The organism is Streptomyces corynorhini (genome assembly GCF_003346515.1).
In the GTDB taxonomy this organism is placed as follows: domain Bacteria; phylum Actinomycetota; class Actinomycetes; order Streptomycetales; family Streptomycetaceae; genus Streptomyces; species Streptomyces corynorhini.
Genome location: NZ_QQNA01000015.1, coordinates 1 through 18318, shown reverse-complemented (window position 1 = coordinate 18318; position 18318 = coordinate 1). Strand labels below are relative to the sequence as shown.

Here is an 18318-nt window from a genome sequence, read left to right as displayed (position 1 = left end):
CTCTTCGCGTTGCCGACGCGTGGTTGCCCCCTGACGTACATGAGTCAACAATGCTCAATGCTCATGACAAGACACCGAATGATCTTCGGTCACAGAGGGGACCCACATTGAGAAAGCCTCTTCTCGGCGCGCTCCTCGGCGTCCTGCTCCTCGCCACGGGCGCGGCACCCGCGTTGGCCACCAGCCACGACGCGGACGCCGCCACCTCCACCGCCACCGCCACCTCCACCGTCACCCGAACCGCCGCGGCGGTGCTCCCGGCCCAGGAGGCCGTCGCCGCCGTCGACTTCGCCGGCACGGTGGCGCTCAGCAACTGTTCCGGCTCCGTCGTCCGCACGCCCGGATCCCTGTCCACCGACCCCGCCCTCGTCCTGTCCAACGGCCACTGCCTGGAGACCGGCTTCCCCGCCGCGGGACAGGTCATCCTCAACCGGGCGTCGACCCGCACCTTCACCCTGCTGAACTCCGCAGGGACCGGAGTCGCGACGCTGCGCGCCAGCAAGATCGCGTACGGGACGATGACCGACACCGACATCTCCCTGTACCAACTCACCAGCACCTACGCGCAGATACAGAGCGCGTACGGAATATCGGCGCTGGAGCTGAACTCCGTACGGCCCACCCAGGGCACCGCCATCAAGGTGGTCTCCGGCTACTGGAAGCGCATCTACAGCTGCTCCATCGACGGCTTCGCCTATCAGCTGAAGGAGGGAAGCTGGACCTGGAAGGACTCCGTCCGCTACACCTCCGCCTGCGACACGATCGGCGGCACCTCGGGATCGCCCGTGATCGACGACGCCACCGGGAAGGTCGTCGCCGTCAACAACACCGGCAATGAGGACGGCGCGCGCTGCACCGTCAACAACCCCTGCGAGGTGTCCGAGAACGGTACGGTCACCGTGCGCCAGGGCATCAACTACGCCCAGCAGACCTACGGCATCGTGGCCTGTGTCGGCGCGGGCAGCCAGATCGACCTGACCCGTACGGGGTGCACCCTGCCGAAACCGTAACGGGCAGCCCCCGCACGACGGCCCGAAGGGGCCGCGGTCCGCACCCGTACAGAGGCGCCGCCGGGTCACCCGGCGGCGCCTCCCGCGTATTGACGCTCCTCGCCACCGCTGGCTAGGGTCGCACCCGCCGCGATTTTACCGGTAAAAATCCCTTTGAGCACGCAGGAGCCGCCACCGTGCGACACCGGAGCACTGTCAACCGCGCCTGGCGCTTCGCCCTCGGTGAGCACCCGGGAGCCCAGCGCGAGGACTTCGACGACGCCCACTGGCAGGAGGTCGGCCTGCCGCACTCCTTCAGCCTTCCGTACTTCCAGGAACAGACCTTCTACATCGGCGCCGGCTGGTACCGCCGCACACTCACGCTCGACGAGCGGCAGCTGTCCGGTGTGGTCCGGCTGGACTTCGAGGGCGCGTTCCAGACCGCCGACATCTACGTCAACGGGGTGCTCGCCGGCCGCCACGAGGGCGGGTACACCGGATTCGCCGTCGACATCGGCGCCCTGGCGCGCCCGGGGGCCAACTCCGTGGCCGTCCGCGTGGACAACACCTGGCACCCCGAGATCGCTCCGCTGGCCGGCGAGCACGCCTTCTCCGGGGGCCTCTACCGGGACGTATGGCTCGACACCATGAGCCCGCTGCACGTGGACTGGTACGGAACCCGTGTCACCACACCCGGGCTGGACCGGGACGAGCCCTCGGTGTGTGTGGAGACGGAGGTCCGCAACGCGGGCGAGCGCCCGGTCCGTGCCCGGCTGATCACTCGTGTCCTGGCCCCCGACGACACCGTCGTCGCCACCCTGGAGTCGGAGGAGACCGAGTGGCCGAGCGGTGTCACCACGGTGACACGGACGAGCGGCGTCCTCCCCGGCGTGCGGCTCTGGAGCCCCGAGACGCCCGTGCTGTACCGGGCGGTCTCGCTGCTCGTCACACCGCGGGGGGAGACCGCCGACCGGTACGAGACGCTGTTCGGCTTCCGCCACTTCGCCTGGACCGCCGACCGGGGGTTCTTCCTCAACGGCGCGCACCGCTATCTGCTGGGCGCCAACGTCCATCAGGACCAGGCCGGTTGGGGCGACGCCGTCACGAACCGGTCGATCCGCAGGGACCTGGAGCTGATCGGGGAGGCCGGGTTCGACCTCGTCCGCGGTTCCCACTACCCGCACGACCCCGCGTTCGCGACCTACGCCGACGAACTGGGCCTGCTCGTCTGGTCGGAGGGCGTCTTCTGGGGTACGGGGCCCGGCGGCCACTCCCCGTGGAGCGGGGGCGCCTACCCGGTCGCCGGACAACACCGGGCCGGGTTCGAGAACAGTGTGAGGACACAGCTCGCCGAGATGATCCGGATCAACCGGAACAGCCCGTCCGTGGTGGCCTGGAGCATGGGCAACGAGGCGTTCTTCTGCGATCCGGAGGTCCTGCCGGAGGTGCGGCGGCTGCTCGGTGAACTCGTCGCGCTCTCGCACGCGCTGGATCCGACCCGGCCCGCCGCGGTCGGTGGCGCACAGCGCGGGGAGATCGACCGTATCGGCGATATCGCCGGGTACAACGGCGACGGCGCCTGGATGTACCCGGACCCCGGAGTGGCCTCCATCGTCTCCGAGTACGGCTCGGTGATGGAGGACCGGCCGGGTTCCTACGGTCCGGGCCGGGGCGAACTCACCGAGGGCGCCGGGCCGGCCGAGGACGACCCCTTCCCCTGGCGGTACCCGTGGCGCTCCGGTGAGGTGATCTGGTGCGGCTTCGACCACGGGAGCATCGCCGGACGCCGCTTCGGCTCGATGGGCATCGTCGACTACGCGCGGCTGCCGAAGCGGTCCTGGTACTGGTACCGCGACGCCTACCGGAACGTACCGCCGCCGGTCAGGCCCGAGCCCGGCGAGCCCCGGCTGCTGCTGCTCGACGCCGACCGTACGACGCTCGAAAGCTCCGACGGCACCGACGACCTGCACCTCACGGTCACCCTCGCGGACGCCGGGGGAGTCGCCGTGTCGAACTCGGCTCCGGTCACACTGACGATCGAGAGCGGCCCGGGGGAGTTCGCGACCGGCCGCAGGATCCGCTTCGGCTCCGCCACCGAGGCGGGAGACGACTCCCGGGGCGCGTGTGTGGTCCGGGACGGCCGGGCCGCGGCGTTCTTCCGCTCGTACCACGCCGGTACGACCCGGATCCGCGCCACCTCGCCGGGCCTCGGCGACGCGGTGCTCGATGTGGAGACCGTGGACGGCCCGGCCTTCGAAGGGCCGTCGGGGGTGCCGCTGGACCGGGCCGCGCCGCCCGGCGCGGCCCACACCGCGCCGTCGGACGCCGCGGCCGCGCCCAGCTGGTTCGGCCGGGACAACCCGACACGGGCCAGCAGCAGCGCGCCCGGGGTGCTCCCGCGCTGGGTCAACGACGGCTCCCCGGCCACCCACTGGGCCCCCGGCCCCGACGACCACGATCCATGGGTGGCGGTCGACCTGGAGCGGTTGGTGACGGTCGGCCGGGTGGACGTGGTCTTCCCCGAACCGGGCCCGCACCGGTTCGTCGTCGAGGCCAGCACGGACCGGACGACCTGGACGGTGATCGCCGACCGGACGGCGCGGGAGCGGCCGTCCACCTCGCGGAGCCGGACGGTGGAGGTCGCCGGGATCACCGCGCTCCAGGTCCGGGTCCGGCTCCTGCCCACCGAGGGGCTGATCACCGGCGTCACCGGGCTCTCGGTGCTCGGACGGCTGTGAGCACGGACTTCTGACGGTGCCAAGACCCGGGCGGCCAGGGCCGCCCGGGATTGGACCGGTAAAATTAACCCGGTCGAAACTCTTGATTGGACCGGTCAAAACAGCGATAGTGGCGCGGGCCAAGGGCGGTCCGGCCCCCTCCTGCTGAACAGGACCACGGGGCCGACGGGACTCCGGGAGTGAACAGATGCGGTACGACAGCACAGTGGAACCACCGCGCGCGCGGAGCGCGGGCGGGAGCCCCGGAGGGATCACACGGCCCGGCATGGGCCTCCGGGCGCGCCGGAGTTTCGCCCGGCACTGGACGCTGTACCTGCTGATGCTCGTGCCGCTCGTCCATCTGGCGGTCTTCAAGTACGTCCCGATGACGAACGCCGTCATCGCCTTCAAGGACTACAACATCGTCAAGGGCATCTGGGGCAGCGACTGGGTGGGCCTGCGCAACTTCCAGGCCGTCGTGGACAACCCGGCCTTCTGGCCGCTCGTCCGTAACACCTTCACCCTGTCGTTCTACGCGGTGATCGCGGGATTTCCGATCCCGATCCTGCTGGCCCTGGCGCTGAACGAGATCCGGCAGGGATTCTTCAAACGCACCGTGCAACTGGTGACGTACGCGCCGTACTTCATCTCCACGGTGGTCGTCGTCTCCATGACGATCATGATCCTCTCGCCCAAGATCGGGCTGGTCAGCCAGGGCCTCGGCTTCTTCGGTGTCAAACAGGTGGACTTCCTCGCGGATCCGGACTACTTCCGGCACATCTACGTCTGGTCGGACGTCTGGCAGACGGCCGGCTACTCGGCCGTGATCTATATGGCCACGCTCGCCGGAGTCGATCCGTCGTTGTACGAGGCGGCCCGGGTGGACGGGGCGTCGCGGCTCCAGAAGATCTGGCACATCGACCTGCCGAGTCTGCGGCCGACCGCGGTGATCATCCTCGTGCTGGCCGTCGGCAACATCATGGCGATCGGTTTCGAGAAGGCGTTCCTGCTCCAGAACCCACTGAATCTCAGCTCCTCGGAGATCATCGCGACCTACGTCTACAAGACCGGTCTGATCAACGCCGACTTCAGCCAGGCGACCGCCGTCGGACTCCTCAACTCCGTGGTCAATCTCGTCCTGCTCGTCTTCGTCAACTTCATCGCCAAGAGGCTTACCGGAAGCGGGGTCTGGTCATGAGCCAACCACTGATCACGGCGCCCGTCGCCGATACCGGCGACACCGAGCCCGCCGGACACACCGGCGACACGGCAGTACGTGGCCGTCGGCGCGCGGGCTCCGGCCTCCGGCTCCCGGGGCACCGCCGCCGGGCCGCGCGGACCCGGGAGACCGGCGTCGACCGGATGTTCCTCTTCTGCACCTACCTGCTGCTGTGCACCTTCCTGGCCGTCGTACTGCTTCCGCTGCTGCACATCGTCGCCAGCTCGTTCAGCAGCCCGATCGCCGTGTCGTCCGGGCAGGTGTTCCTCTGGCCGGTGGACTTCACCCTCCGCGGCTACAGGACCGCGCTGAGCGATCCGGCGATCATCACCGGATTCCTCAACTCGTTCTTCTACACCGGCGTCGGCACGCTCATCAGTGTGACGCTGACGATCGCCATCGCCTACCCGCTGTCCCGCAAGGAGCTGTTCGGGCGCGGTCCGATCATGGGCGCCGTCCTGCTCACGATGCTGTTCTCCGGCGGGCTGATCCCCACGTATCTCGTGGTCCAGCAACTCGGTCTGATCGACACGCGCTGGGCGATGGTCGTCCCGCAGGCGATCGGCGTCTGGCAGGTGGTGATCGCCAGCACCTACTTCAGGACCATGATTCCCGACGAGCTGTACGAGGCTGCCCAGTTGGACGGTTGCGGGGACCTGCGCTTCCTGTGGAAGGTCGTCCTGCCGCTGGCCAAGCCGATGATCGCGGTGGTGGCGCTGATGTACGCCATCACCCAGTGGAACTCCTACTTCGACGCCCTGCTCTACCTCAAGGACGCCGATCTCTACCCCCTTCAGCTGGTGCTGCGGAACATCCTCATCCTCAACACCAACACCAACGGCGCCACGGATGCCGCGGCCATGATCGAACGCCAGCAGCTCGCCGATCTGCTCAAGTACTCCCTGATCGTCATTGCGAGCGTGCCCGTGCTGGTCATCTACCCCTTCGTGGCACGCCACTTCACCAAGGGAATCATGATCGGCGCGGTCAAGGGCTGAGCACCCCGCCCGCGCATTCCGCGCTTCTCCTTCTCACGAGTCCGTCACCCGAAGGGACCGTACGCATGCCTCACCCACGCCCGTTCGCACGACTGGCGGCCACCGGGACACTGCTCGCCACACTGGCGGCCTGTACCAGCGGCTCGTCCGGCGGGACCGACCCCTCGAAGCCGCTGCCCACGATCACCGGCAACCCGCCGGTGACACTCAGTGTCTTCGCACCGCAGAACGTGGACATCGATCTCAAGACCAACAAGTTCACCCAGCTGGTGAAGAAGAAGTTCAACATCACCATCAACTGGCAGACGACCACCTGGGACGGCGGCTCCGCCAAGGAGAAACGCCAGATATCGCTGGCCGGCGGCGACTACCCGGACCTCTATCTGCTGATCCCGTGGGTCGACCAGTTCAGCCAGAGCGAACTGATCAAACTCTCCGGCCAGGGCGTCGTCCAGCCCCTGAACGCGCTGATCGACCAGTACGCGCCCAACGTCAAGAGGGCGTTCGGGGACCGGCCCGAGTACCGGGCCATGGCCACCGCCCCGGACGGGAAGATCTACGGGGTCCCGCAGTGGCTGGACTGCTTCCACTGCTCGTACCAGAGCAAGCTCTGGATCAACAGCGCCTGGATGAAGAAGCTGGGCCTGAAGACACCCAGGACCACGGAGGAATTCCGTGCTGTTCTGCGTGCCTTCAAGACGAAGGACCCCAACGGAAACGGCAAGGCCGACGAGATCCCGCTGAGCGGGGACACCACGGACACGGTCATCCCGTTCCTGATGAACGCGTTCGTCTACACCCCGCTCGGCACCACCCCTCCCGCCACCGACCCCACCCTCGTCCTCAACCAGGGCAAGGCCGACATCCAGGGGAACAAGGCGGGCTGGCGCGCCGGGCTGAAGTACATCAAGTCCCTGTACGACGAGGGCCTGATCGACAGCAGTGTGTTCACCCAGAACGCGGACGCCCTGCGCAAGCAGGGCGACAACGCGGGCGGGGTGATCCTGGGTTCGGCGACGGTCCAGCACCCCGGCATCGCCGTCACCCTCAACCAGAAGGACGGCCGCGACAAGGACTACGACGCGGTGCCGCCGCTCACCGGCCCGGACGGCGAGAGCAACACCACGCACAACCCCCCGTCGTCGGCGTCCGGAGTGTCGTTCGTCCTGACCACCAAGGCGTCACAGACGAAGCAGATCCAGGCCGTCAAGCTGCTGAACTACCTCTTCAGCGACGAGGGCGAACTGGGCGGCCTCTTCGGTGAGCAGGGCAAGGGCTGGGTCGAGGCCGGCAAGGACGACGTGGCCCTCGACAAGAGCCTGAAGGCGCGGTACCGGACACCGGTCAGGAGTGATCCCACCAACGACGCGTGGGGTCCGCTGGCGCAGTACGACAACACCGCCGAGTTCCGCAACACCCTGGCGGTGGCCGCCGACCCGAAGTCCCCCGACGGATACGAGCGGCGGCTGTTCGAAGCCACCAAGCTCTATGAGGGGCACGAGGGCAAGACGGAGACCTTCCCCTCCGGGAGGCTGTGGATCGCCCCCGCCGAGGCCAGTGAACTCGGCACGCTCCAGACCAACATCGGCAGCTACATCCAGCAGAACACGGTGCAGTTCATCACCGGGAAGAAGTCCCTCGACTCCGACTGGGACTCCTATCTGAGCGGACTGGACAAGCTGGGGCTCAAGCGCTACCTCCAGATCCAGCAGGAGGCGTACGACGCGTCCCGTTCGTAGCGGGCGGCGCATGGGGCGGGGGCCGGTGGCGTAGCGGGTACGCCACCGGCCCCCGCACGTTCGCGCCGTACGGGAGGACGGTGTCAGGCGGGCAGCGACACCACGATCTCGGTCCGCCGGCCGGCGGTCAGGGACAGCTCCCTCGCGTGCGGACCGAGGGCGCTGGGCGCGAGGGGCGCGCCGCCGGTCACGGACGTGATGCCGCGGCGGCTGATCAGCGCGAGATCCTGGTCCGTCTCCGAGGTGACGGTCAGGGTGGCCCTGCGGTCGGGCAGGCTCCAGCGAAGGCTGTGCACGCGGACCCTGTTCCGTCCCCGTACGCCGGTGATCCCGCCCTCGGCCAGCTGCTCGGGCAGCGCGGGGAGGATCTCCAGGACGCCTGGCCTGGTGCAGATCAGCGCCTCGGCCAGGACGGCGGGCAGCGCGTGGGCGGCATCCGCGTTGTAGATGTCCAGATCGGGGTTGTGGGAGGTCATCAGCGACCGGAAGACCATGTTGCCGCCGAGGATCTTCCGGAGGTTGTCGTAGACCTTGGCGCCGTCCTTGAGCCGGGCGGCGGCCAGGGCGCGGTGCAGGCTGCCGTGCGCGGAGACGTTCTCGTCGCCGCGCAGTTCGAGCGCCCGGAGCGCCGGACCCACGAGGTCGGGCCGCTCCTCGGGGGTGATCTCGGTCAGCGGCCAGGCGCCGTAGAGATGGTGGACATGGCGGTGGTCGTAGCGGTCGGTGAGGCCGGGCCAGGACCATTCGGCGAGGGCGCCGTCGGCGTTGACGGTGTACGGGGGCAGGTCAGCCAGCAGCGCGGTCCAGCGCTCGACGCCCTCGCCCGGACCCTGTTCGGCTCCGAGGGCGTGTGCCGCGTCGACTGCGGCCGTGAGCGCGTGCCGGGCCGCGCTGATGTCGCCGGTGGCGTTGACGGCGAAGTGCTGGCCGGTGCTGGCGGGCGCGTTCTCCATGGAGAAGGACGGCACGAACACCACCTTGCCGTCGGCGTCCCGGCGGCTGAGGAAGTCCTCGTAGAACAGGGCCAGTTCCAGCAGGGCCGGGCCCAGCCGCTCGCGCAGGAAGGTGTGGTCGCCGGTGACCTCGTGGTATTCGAGCAGCGGCTGCAAGAGCCAGTCGGCGCCGCCGGTCCAGCAGTGGCCGGGGAAGCCGCTGTTGTCGAAGTGCAGCATGTGCCCGTACTCGCCGTCGGTGCGGGAGGGGGCGAGGAAGCCGCGGGCGCCGTAGAGGTTCGTGGCGTTGGTCCGCCAGTGGGCGAGCTGTCCGAGGACGAGATCGACGTAGCCCTCCATGGCCTCGGCCAGGTCCAGGATGCTGCCGCCCGCGACCTGGAGGTTCACATTGGCGTCCGTGGTGAAGTCGGCGGCCCAGGCGCCGGTCCACGAGCCGGTCCAGATACCGGTCAGCCGGGGCGGCAGCACTCCGCTGGAGCTGAGGAAGAGGTAGCGGCCCGAGTCGTAGAGCCGCTCCAGGAGGGCGAGGTCGATCACACTCCGGTCGCGGTTCTGACGCTCCACCAACTCGGTGGTGGACAGGTGTCGTTCTTCCTCGGGGACGTTCAGGTCGAGACGGGACCGGTCGTACAGTTCGGTGTGGAGGGCGGTGTGCCGGGCCAGCAGCGCGGTGTAGTCGGCGGGCAGGGCGGCCAGCGCGGTGTGCAGGGGCAGAGCGTCCCGGGCGGTGGCGGTCTCGTAGCGGTCCAGCGCGGTGAGCAGGGTGAGCCGGTCCGCCCCGGTGACGACGAGCGCGGTGCCCTGGGCGCGTATCGCACCGCCGGTGGGTACGGCCCGGGTGACGCCCTCGTAGCCGTACGCGCCCAGGCCCGACGGGTAGGTGGCGCGGAGGTTCAGCAGGCCGGTGCCGTCGTCCGCCGTGGCCAGGGTGGTGAAGTCCATACCGGTGTGCAGGCCGTCGCGGGCGGTGTGGATGCCCTCGTCGGCGTCGAGCGCTGTGTGGACGCTCAGGACGACGTCGAGTGTGCGGCCGGGGGCCGGGGTCAGTTCGTGGACGACGACCCGGTCCGCGCGGGAGGCGAAGGCCCGGCGGGTCCAGGTGCCGTGGCCGTCCGTCCAGGTGGAGGACGTCTCGCCGGTGCGGAAGTCGGTGATCCTGATGTACCGGTCGTACTCCGCCATGTCCGGTGCGTGGAAGCGGAGTTCGTACGCGGGATGGTACGTCTGGGTCCAGCGCAGGTCCCAGCCCTCGGCGAAGTCGCGGTTGGCGCCCGCGTAGTCCCCGGCCAGCGCCTTGTCACGGACCGCCGCCAGGCGTCCGGCGAGTACGGGCGGGGTGATGTCGCGGGTGCCGTTCGGCAGGACGAGGCGGTGGTGGTTGAGGACGGTCCTCTCCAGGGCCGGATCGCCGTACGAGACGGCCCCGTACTCGCCGTTGCCCGTGAGGAAGCCGTCGGTCCACGACGCGGCGGGGACGGTGTCGTGGATTCCCCGGTCGGGGAGAGTGACATGGGGTGGGAGCTGTGCGGCATGCGTGCGGGCGCTGCTGTGCTTCATGGCTGAGGAATCCTTGCGCGTGGTCGCGGGGTGGGTGCGGTGTTCGGTCGGCGAGGAAGGAGATCTTCGCCGGATCCGACCGGAAGACATCGGATGAATTCAATGCGGCTACCCGTCGAGTTGTCCAGAGGGGGAGGAGTGCGGCTGCCAAAGCGCGCGATTGACGGGGGAGGGGTGGCGGTTCGCCCGCATGCTGCGGGGGCTGTCTGAGCTGCTTCTTTCCGAGACATGGGATGACTCGCACGATGGGTCCTGAGGCCCCCGGCCGACCGGCCCGAGTGGCGGCGTCGGAAGTGTCTTGACTGCGTTCGCGGCCCGCTGTTAGCGTGCGGCGCCGCAAGGGTTTTGACCGGTCAAAAGAGAGGTGGTGACGATCAGTGGTCACCATGCGTGACGTCGCCGTGCGCGCTGGTGTCACCAAACAGACCGTGTCGAACGTGGTCCGCGGCCGCGTGGTGGTCAGCGAGGGAACCAGGGCCAGGGTGGAGGCGGCCATCGCCGAACTGGGCTACACCCCGAACCTGATCGCCCGGAGCCTGGCCACCGGCACGACCATGACCGTCGGACTCATCGTGCCCACGGTCGGCAACCCCTTCTACTCGGAGGTGGTCGAGGAGGTGGAGGCCCAGCTCGAACGGCGTGGCTATCACCTGCTGATGGCCACGACCCGAGGCGACGAGAAGCGCGCCCGGCGGCATCTGTCGTCCCTCTCCAGCCGGTCCGTGGACGCGCTGCTGGTGGCCGACGACTTCGATCTGAGCGAGGACCTGCGGCTGCTGGGCGAATGCGGTCTGCCGGTCGTCCTGTGCGCCTGGGAGATCGACCCGCCGGACACCCTGCCCGTCGTCACCATCGACTACGAGCGGGCCGGATACCTGGCGGGCCGTCACCTCCGGGACCTGGGCCACCAGCGCCTGCTGACGGTCGCCGACCTCCCCGCGCACCGCGTCCGGGTGCAAGGCGTCAGGCGGGCCTTCGCCGAGGACGGCCTCGGCGTCCCCGACACGTCCGTACTCGCGGCCCCCGGGACGACGCCCGAGGACGGCTACGAGGTGACCCTGGCCGCCCTGCGGGCCGGCGCCCGCCCGACGGCCGTTGTCGCGTCCACCGACGCGCTGGCCCTCGGTGTGATGGCGTCGGTGCGGCGGTACGGACTGCGGGTGCCCGAGGACATCTCCGTCGTCGGGATCGACGACATCCCGCAGGCCGCGCACGCCCATCCGCCGCTGACCACGGTGGCCCTCCCGAAGCGGCGGATGGCCCAGGAGGCGACCGCGCTCCTGCTGCGCACGCTCACCGGGGGCGGGCCCGCGCCGCCCGGGGTGACCCTCCTGGACCCCGGGGTCCAGGTCCGCGCCAGCTCCGCGCCGGTCCGCTGATCAGCCGGCCGTCACCAGGACGAGCGGGATCCCGCCGTACGGGGTCAGCCGCAACGCCCCGTGCGCGACGGCGCGTTCGCCCCGTACCGCCCCGAAGTCCGGGCCCTTGACGAGGGATCCGCCCAGGCGGCGGGCGTCCGTCGAAACGGCCACCCGGCCGCGCGCGTTGACCAGGCAGGCCGGTCCCGGCAGGCGCTGCATCACCGGCAGGACCGCGGCCTCGAAGCGCGGCAGATAGACATCAGCGGCGGCCACCCCGGTGAAACGGCCCCCCACCGTCACCGGCACCGACAGGGTCATCGCGTACTCCTCGGAGCAGAGGTAGTCCACATACGGCCCCGCGACCGTCCGCCGGCCGGTGTCGCGGGCCAGCGCGTACCAGTCCCAGTGGGTGTAGTCGGAGCGCGCCGAGTGCGCGGGGTCGAGATCGAGCAGCAGCGGGCGCACCTCGCCGTCCGCGCCGCTCTGCCACCATTCGAGCCACGTCGGTACGTCCCCGAGCAGCCCGGGGGCCGCGACGAACCCCATGCCCGAGAGCAGTCCCGGCTGTTGGAGCCGGGTGCGCGACCCGGGCCGCAGCGCCGCCAGATCGGCCGTGGTGGGCGGTCGTCCCGACGCGGCGGCGGCAGTGAGGAGCGCCACGGCGTCCGCCCCGGTCTCCGCCACCGCCTCGAAGGTCCTCTCCAGGGTGTCGCGGACCCGGTCCGTCACCTGGGCGGCGGTGGCCTCGTCAAGAACGGCCGCTCCAGTGGCACCACCGCCACAACTTCCGGGTTCCGGAAGCGCGCTGAACCCCGATTCCCACAGCTTCACCCGCACGCCCTGTCTCAGCCCCCGTCCCCCCTCAGTGGAGATCTCCGTGCGCATATCCACCTCGATCAAGGCAACGGCAGCCGTCGGCGCCCTGCTCCTCGCCACCGCCTGCGGCTCGTCCGACTCCGGATCGACCTCGGCCGACGGCGTGCTGAACCCCCCCCTGACCTCACGGCACAGACCACACTCGGCACCTCCGAGGGCGCGGTGAACCTCATCGCCTGGGCCGGTTACGCCGAGGACGGCTCCAACGACCCGAGTGTCGACTGGGTCACCGGCTTCGAGAAGAAGACCGGCTGTCAGGTCAACACGAAGACCGCCGCTTCCTCGGACGAGATGGTCTCCCTGATGAAGACGGGCCAGTACGATGCCGTCTCCGCCTCCGGGGACGCCGCGCTGCGCCTCATCGCCGCAGGGGACGCCGCGCCCGTCACCACCCAACTCGTGCCGAACTACAAGGACGTGTTCGCCGGTCTGAAGGACCAGCCGTGGAACACCGTCAAGGGCGTCTCCTACGACTCCCCGATCTATATCGCGGACGCCGAGCTGTACCTGATGAAGACGCGGCCGGCGCTGGGCATCACGAACCCGTACGCCCTCGACCAGAAGCAGTTCGACGCCTCCGTCGGCCTGGTGAAGAAGCAGAACGCCAGCAGCGGCGAGTACTGGAGCGACTACCTCAAGGAGGTCTTGGCCTTCAAGAGCGGTGACTCGGTCATCGGCACCAGCCGGCAGGTCATCCTGAACACCGCACAGGCCGAGAAGATCCCCGTCGAGGCCGTCCTGCCAAAGGAGGGCGCCACCGGCTGGTCGGACACCTGGATGCTCTCCGCCAAGGCCAAGCACCCCAACTGCGCCTACCAGTGGATGGACTGGATCATCTCTCCGAAGGTGACCGCACAGGTCGCCGAGTACTTCGGCGAGGCGCCGTCCAACGTCAAGTCGTGCTACGTGACCGCGGACAAGAACCACTGCGCCACCTTCCACGCCGCCGACGAGGCGTACTGGAAGCAGGTCCACTTCTGGACCACGCCGATCGCGCAGTGCGTCGACGGCCGCACGGACACCCCGTGTGTGCCGTACGCCAAGTGGGTCCAGGCATGGACCGGGATCAAGGGCTGAGCGACAGATGACCGACACCGTGCCGGCCGCCGGATTCGTCCGGCGGCTCGCCGGGACCCTGCACCGCCGTCCCCGGCCGCAACTGTCCCTGCTGCTCACCGCTCCACTGCTCTGGCGCGTGCTGGCCTATCTCGGCTCGCTCGCCGCGCTGTTCGTCTCCGCGTTCTGGTGGTGATCATCGTGTGCTACCTGCTGGCGGTACGGCGCACCGGAGCCCTCAGCAGCCTCTGACCGTCCCGCGCGCGACCGTACGCCGCGACCGCCCCCCGGCCGACCGCCCCCCGCCGACCGTCCCCACAGCGAGCCAAGGACCCCTCGATGAATCTCTCCCGCTCCGCGCGCGTCACCCTGCGCATCGCCGCCGGGCTCGGCTTCGCGGTCATCTATGTCCCGCTGCTGCTGGTCCTGGTCAACTCCCTCAACCCGGACCGCAGTTCCGGATGGCCGCCGCCCGGACTCACCTTCCACTGGTGGGCCGACGCCTGGCACAGCACCGGCGCCCGCGAGGCGCTCCTCACCTCCCTCAAGGCGGGAGCGGGCGCCACCGCCATCGCGCTGGTGCTCGGCACACTCATCGCCTTCGCCGTCCAGCGCTACCGCTTCTTCGGCCGGGAAACCATCTCCTTCGTGGTCGTACTGCCGATCGCGCTGCCCGGCATCATCACCGGTGTGGCGCTCAACACCGCCTTCAACACGGTGCTCGAACCGCTCGGGGTGGGCCTCGGGATGTTCACGGTCATCGTCGGCCACGCCACCTTCTGCATCGTGGTGGTCTTCAACAACGTGATCGCCCGGCTGCGCCGGATGCCGGGATCGTACGAGGAGGCCGCCATGGACCTGGGCGCGCACACCTTCCGTACCTTCGTCGACATCACCTTCCCGCTGGTGCGGTCCGCCCTGGTGGCCGGTGGGCTGCTCGCCTTCGCGCTCTCCTTCGACGAGATCGTGGTGACCACGTTCACGGCGGGGCCGGGCATCCAGACCCTCCCGGTCTGGATCTTCTCCAACATGGCCCGGCCCCAGCAGGCGCCGGTGGTCAACGTGGTCGCCGCCGTCCTGGTCCTGCTCTCCGTGATCCCGATCTATCTGGCCCAGCGGATGTCGTCCGACACCGCGGCGAGCAGCCGTATCTGACGTTCAGCCGTATCTGACGTTCAGCCGTAGCTGACGTCACGTCAGTGCCGAGTGGCGGGCGCCCCGAGCGGTGCGACCGACTCCAGGGTCGGTACCACCGTCTCGATGTCCCCGTTCGCCGCGAACGTCATCCGGTCCACCGTGGTCTCCCGGTGCATGCCGTCCCCGCGCGGCTTGGCCGGGCCGGGAACCGCGAAGCGGTGGTACGCGATGTACCACTCGTCCTTGCCGGGGACCTGCACCACCGAGTGGTGTCCTGTGCCCTTGATGCCCTGGTCGAGGCGCTTGGAGAGGATCACCCCGTGCTTGGTCCACGGGCCGAGCGGGGACGGCCCCGTGGCGTACGCGACCTGGTAGTTCTCGCTGCGGGTGTCGTCCTCCGACCACATGAAGTAGTACGTGCCCGCGCGCTTGACGACGAAGGAGCCCTCACGGAAGTTGTCGGGAGTGATCTGCTTCACCTTCGCCGTGTCGAAGGAGACCATGTCCTCGTTCAGCGGCACCACATACGCCTGGCCGTTGCCCCAGTAGAGATATGACGTGCCGTCATCGTCGGTGAACACCGCCGGGTCGATCATCTGGCCGCCGAACTGGCCCTTGCCGACCAGCGGTTTGCCCAGGCCGTCCGTGAACGGGCCGGCCGGGCTGTCCGCCACCGCCACCCCGATCTGCTGCTCGGCGCAGAAGTAGAAGTAGTACTTCCCGTCCCGTTCCGCCGCCGCCGGTGCCCAGGCGTTGTTGTCGGCCCAGCTCACATCGGGCCCCAGGTCCAGAATCACCCCGTGGTCCCGCCAGTTCACCAGATCGGCCGAGGAGTAGGCGCTGAACCGGGTGCCGCCCCAGCCCTCGAAGCCGTCGGTGGTCGGATACAGGTAGTAGCGGCCGTCGAAGTAGTGGATGTCCGGGTCGGCGGTGAGACCCGGCAGCACCGGGCTGCGCATGTGCAGCGCCGTCACGGTCCAAGCCCTGCTGGTCCCGTCCGCCGCTGTCACGGTGTATGTCCGCGGGGTGCGGAAGTCGCGCCGGGTGCCCGAGGCCGGGCTGATCCTCGCCCCCGCCCTCAGGCTGAACGCCGGTGCCAGCGTGTCCAGTTCGGTGCCGGGATCCAGCGGCAGGGTGATCTTCGCCGCCGCCTCGTCGACCATCGCGTACGCCTTGAGGCCCGGCACCGTGGCATCGGCGATCGACGCCGTGGCCGCGTAGGCGCCGAGCAGCCGCTCGTACTCGGCGGCCGTCACCGGCAGTACGGTGCCGTGCCGGGGGTTCACCGGGAGTTCGAAGTTCTCCGACATGGTCCACTTGCCCGAGTCGAGGTCGGTGGTCTCGAAGGGGATGTAGCCGCGTCCGCCGAACTCGTCGATGAACAGGTACCACTTCTCCTCGGTGTTGGATTTGAAGACCGTCGGTCCCTCGCCCTGGCTGATCGAGCCCTTGCCGATGCAGTCGGCGACGAAGTCGTAGGACGTCGAGCGCAGGTCGGTGGACTTCTCCGCCGTGATGAACTTCGAGCAGGGGGTGGTCGAGGAGGCGTTCCGCTCGTCCTTCGTGAAGCGGTAGTAGCTGCCGTTGTGGCTGATCACGGTCGAGTCGATCACCGAGTAGCCGGGGTCGCTCCACACCTCGGGCTCGCTGAAGGTGCGGAAGTCCCTGGTGGTGGCGTACAGCATCTTGTTGTACGTGGAGCCGGTGTGCCGCGGGTCGTCGTCGGCGTAGATCTTCGACGCCCAGAAGACCACGTACGCGTTCAGCGACGCGTCGTAGTACGCCTCGGGGGCCCAGGTGTTGCCCGCCGTGTCGGGGGCGACCTTCACCAGCCGCTGGTCGGTCCAGTTCACCAGGTCCGTGGACTCCCACACCATGATCGACTTGCTGCCGGTGCGCTGCACCTGGTCCCAGTTTCCGTTGCCGTAGATCCTGAGATCGGTGGCGATCTGGTAGAACTTGTCGCCCTCGGGGGAGCGGATGATGAACGGATCGCGCAGCCCCTTGGTGCCCAGCTCCGAGCTGAGTACGGGCTTGCCGCCGTTCAACTCCCGCCAGTGCAGCGGGTCGTTGCCCCGGCTGAGCGCCATCCTGATCTGCTCGCTGTCGGCGGCGCTGTCCCCGGTGAAGTAGGTGAACGCGTAGCCGGTGTAGTCCTGCTTCACCGGCAGTTCGGTCACGGTGGCCGGGAACACCCGGGTGGTGCGCGCCTTGCCGCGGGTGACCGTCGCGGTGAGCTTGACGCGCGCCGGGCCCGCGCCGTGCCGGGGGCGGTGGACGAGCCCGGTCGCGCCGATGACCTTCGGCCGGTCGGACCGCCAGCTGACGGTGGTCGCGTGGTCGCCGGTGGTCGGCAGGGTCAGATGGCCGCGTACGTTGTCGAGACCGTGGAGTGTGATCCCCTCGGCGGCGAGCCGGGTGGCGGACCGGTCGTCGCTCCCGGCGGACTCGGCGTGTGCCGGTCCGCCGGGGACGGCGAGCAGACTCAGGAACAGTGACAACAGGGGAACGAAGGTTCTTCGTGCGGTGCGGGGGCGCATGGAGTTCCTCCCGGGAGGGATCCTGTGGGGTATTGCGCGTTCCTGTTGGAACTGCCGTCCCGAAGTGTTGTCAGTTGTTGGAGGTGGCGTCAACCATCCTGCGTGGACCGGCCCGTGCCGAAACTTTTCGACGCGTTCTCGCGGTCGCCCGCGGTCAGCCGTACGAGCAGGCAGGCCGGGGTGCGCGGCTCCAGTTCGACATGGAGTTCCGCGCCCTCGGCCCGCCACTCCACCGTGCCCGCCGCGGCAGCCGGGTGGAGGATCTCGGCGTGCACGTCACGGCCCGCCAGATGCGGTACGGGCAGGACCCGGCCCGCGGCCCCGTCCCGGCGCCAGAGGGAGACGTACGAGGTGTCGCCCGCCCGGAGCCCCAGCGCGCACCACGCGTCGGTCCACCCCGGCAGGCCCAGCGGCCAGAACGGGACGGCACCTGGCAGGTCGGCCCGTACGGACTTGTACACGGCGATCGCCTCCCGTACCAGGGCGAGTTGGGCCGGGGACATGTGGTCCAGATGGCCGGAGAGATGGATCCGGCCGAGCAGCGCGCCCCCCAGGGTGAACGCGATCTCGTCCGGGCCGAACTCCGGCTGCGGGTAGGCCCAGACCGCGCCCTGTTCTGGCGGGACCGCCGTCGGGGCGGAGGCGGCGATCGGCGGGTAGTGCAGCGGGTCCTGCTGGTCGCTGGTGGACTGGAGCTGGGCGACGGCGAGCGACGCCCCGTCCATGCGCATCCCGCCGGACGCGCAGTTCTCGACGACCAGGTCCGGGTAGCGGTCCAGCGCGGCGGACAGCCAGTCCAGATAGGCGCGGGCGTGACCGAGGAGGCCGCCGCCGGGCGACAGGTCGCCGGGGGCCAGGGTGCCCGGCGACACACTGATGTTGTAGTCGAGTTTGAGATAGCCGACGCCCCACTCGCCCACGATCCGCTCCAGCGTCGCGTCGAGATGAGCGCGGGCCGCCGGATGGCGCAGATCCAGCTGGTGCCTGCCCCGTTCGGTGATCCGGACGCCGTCGCGCTGGAAGAACGCCCCGGCGGGCAGGGTGGTGGCCAGGGGGCTGCGCACCCCGATGACCTCGGGCTCCAGCCAGAGCCCGGGGACCATGCCGCGCGAGCGGATGTGGTCGAGGACCGCCCGGATGCCGCCGCCGGGGAAGCGGCGGCATCCGGGCGGTCCT

At 69.5% G+C, this 18318-nt stretch carries 12 protein-coding genes and 1 pseudogene; 9 read left to right on the top strand and 4 right to left on the bottom strand.

The window, feature by feature from the left end; genetic code table 11:
* Nucleotides 1-107: 107 nt before the first annotated feature.
* From DVH02_RS02810 to DVH02_RS02790, 5 genes are all read left to right on the top strand, one after another.
* Entirely contained in the window at nt 108-1010 is a 903-nt protein-coding gene (locus DVH02_RS02810) for a trypsin-like serine peptidase (RefSeq protein ID WP_114622056.1), read from the top strand.
* Nucleotides 1011-1186: 176 nt separating this feature from the next.
* Nucleotides 1187-3727, top strand: a complete 2541-nt coding sequence (locus tag DVH02_RS02805) for a glycoside hydrolase family 2 protein (RefSeq protein WP_114622055.1) — start codon at nt 1187-1189, stop codon at nt 3725-3727.
* Between the two features lie 265 nt (nt 3728-3992).
* Nucleotides 3993-4904 carry an ABC transporter permease gene (locus tag DVH02_RS02800; RefSeq protein WP_114622054.1) on the top strand — a complete coding sequence of 304 codons (912 nt, stop codon included), beginning with the start codon at nt 3993-3995 and terminating at the stop codon, nt 4902-4904.
* The gene (locus DVH02_RS02795; RefSeq protein WP_114622053.1) at nt 4901-5923 is read left to right on the top strand and encodes a carbohydrate ABC transporter permease; all 1023 of its coding nucleotides are present in this window, start codon (nt 4901-4903) and stop codon (nt 5921-5923) included. The genes DVH02_RS02800 and DVH02_RS02795 overlap by 4 nt, the downstream gene beginning before the upstream one ends.
* Before the next feature lie 65 nt (nt 5924-5988).
* Nucleotides 5989-7662: an extracellular solute-binding protein gene (locus tag DVH02_RS02790; RefSeq protein ID WP_233518005.1), complete on the top strand. Its 1674-nt coding sequence runs from the start codon at nt 5989-5991 to the stop codon at nt 7660-7662.
* Between the two features lie 83 nt (nt 7663-7745).
* Here the strand turns inward: DVH02_RS02790 and DVH02_RS02785 are convergent, their stop codons facing one another.
* The gene (locus DVH02_RS02785) at nt 7746-10172 is read right to left on the bottom strand and encodes a glycosyl hydrolase family 95 catalytic domain-containing protein (protein WP_114622052.1); all 2427 of its coding nucleotides are present in this window, start codon (nt 10170-10172) and stop codon (nt 7746-7748) included.
* Nucleotides 10173-10558: 386 nt separating this feature from the next.
* On the opposite strand from DVH02_RS02785, the gene DVH02_RS02780 reads away from it, so the two are divergent.
* On the top strand, nt 10559-11551 hold the full coding sequence (locus DVH02_RS02780) for a LacI family DNA-binding transcriptional regulator (RefSeq protein WP_233518004.1): 993 nt from the start codon (nt 10559-10561) through the stop codon (nt 11549-11551).
* On the opposite strand, the gene DVH02_RS02775 is transcribed toward DVH02_RS02780, so the two are convergent.
* Nucleotides 11552-12262 carry a PDC sensor domain-containing protein gene (locus DVH02_RS02775; RefSeq protein WP_114622050.1) on the bottom strand — a complete coding sequence of 237 codons (711 nt, stop codon included), beginning with the start codon at nt 12260-12262 and terminating at the stop codon, nt 11552-11554.
* A gap of 148 nt (nt 12263-12410) precedes the next feature.
* Here DVH02_RS02775 and DVH02_RS02770 point away from each other — a divergent pair.
* The 3 genes and pseudogenes from DVH02_RS02770 (at nt 12411) to DVH02_RS02760 (ending at nt 14620) form a co-directional block, all read left to right on the top strand.
* Nucleotides 12411-13486: pseudogene (locus DVH02_RS02770) on the top strand (extracellular solute-binding protein).
* Between the two features lie 7 nt (nt 13487-13493).
* Entirely contained in the window at nt 13494-13661 is a 168-nt protein-coding gene (locus DVH02_RS02765; protein WP_267899035.1) for a hypothetical protein, read from the top strand.
* A gap of 143 nt (nt 13662-13804) precedes the next feature.
* Complete coding sequence (locus DVH02_RS02760) at nt 13805-14620, top strand: ABC transporter permease (RefSeq protein WP_114622049.1); 816 nt, start codon at nt 13805-13807, stop codon at nt 14618-14620.
* 41 nt (nt 14621-14661) lie between these two features.
* On the opposite strand, the gene DVH02_RS02755 is transcribed toward DVH02_RS02760, so the two are convergent.
* Both DVH02_RS02755 and DVH02_RS02750 read right to left on the bottom strand, forming a co-directional pair.
* On the bottom strand, nt 14662-17103 hold the full coding sequence (locus DVH02_RS02755; RefSeq protein ID WP_233518003.1) for a family 43 glycosylhydrolase: 2442 nt from the start codon (nt 17101-17103) through the stop codon (nt 14662-14664).
* Nucleotides 17104-17231: 128 nt separating this feature from the next.
* Nucleotides 17232-18318 (bottom strand): glycoside hydrolase family 36 protein (locus DVH02_RS02750; protein WP_147285989.1); only part of this gene is annotated, 1087 nt, incomplete at its 5' end.

What these genes read in the sequence shown, in the direction of transcription:
- DVH02_RS02795 (WP_114622053.1), top strand. Translation starts at nt 4,901, where the DNA reads ATGAGCCAACCACTGATCACGGCGCCCGTCGCCGATACCGGCGACACC.
- DVH02_RS02760 (WP_114622049.1), top strand. Translation starts at nt 13,805, where the DNA reads ATGAATCTCTCCCGCTCCGCGCGCGTCACCCTGCGCATCGCCGCCGGG.
- DVH02_RS02790 (WP_233518005.1), top strand. Translation starts at nt 5,989, where the DNA reads ATGCCTCACCCACGCCCGTTCGCACGACTGGCGGCCACCGGGACACTG.
- DVH02_RS02800 (WP_114622054.1), top strand. Translation starts at nt 3,993, where the DNA reads ATGGGCCTCCGGGCGCGCCGGAGTTTCGCCCGGCACTGGACGCTGTAC.
- DVH02_RS02765 (WP_267899035.1), top strand. Translation starts at nt 13,494, where the DNA reads ATGACCGACACCGTGCCGGCCGCCGGATTCGTCCGGCGGCTCGCCGGG.
- DVH02_RS02785 (WP_114622052.1), bottom strand. Translation starts at nt 10,172, where the DNA reads ATGAAGCACAGCAGCGCCCGCACGCATGCCGCACAGCTCCCACCCCAT.
- DVH02_RS02780 (WP_233518004.1), top strand. Translation starts at nt 10,559, where the DNA reads ATGCGTGACGTCGCCGTGCGCGCTGGTGTCACCAAACAGACCGTGTCG.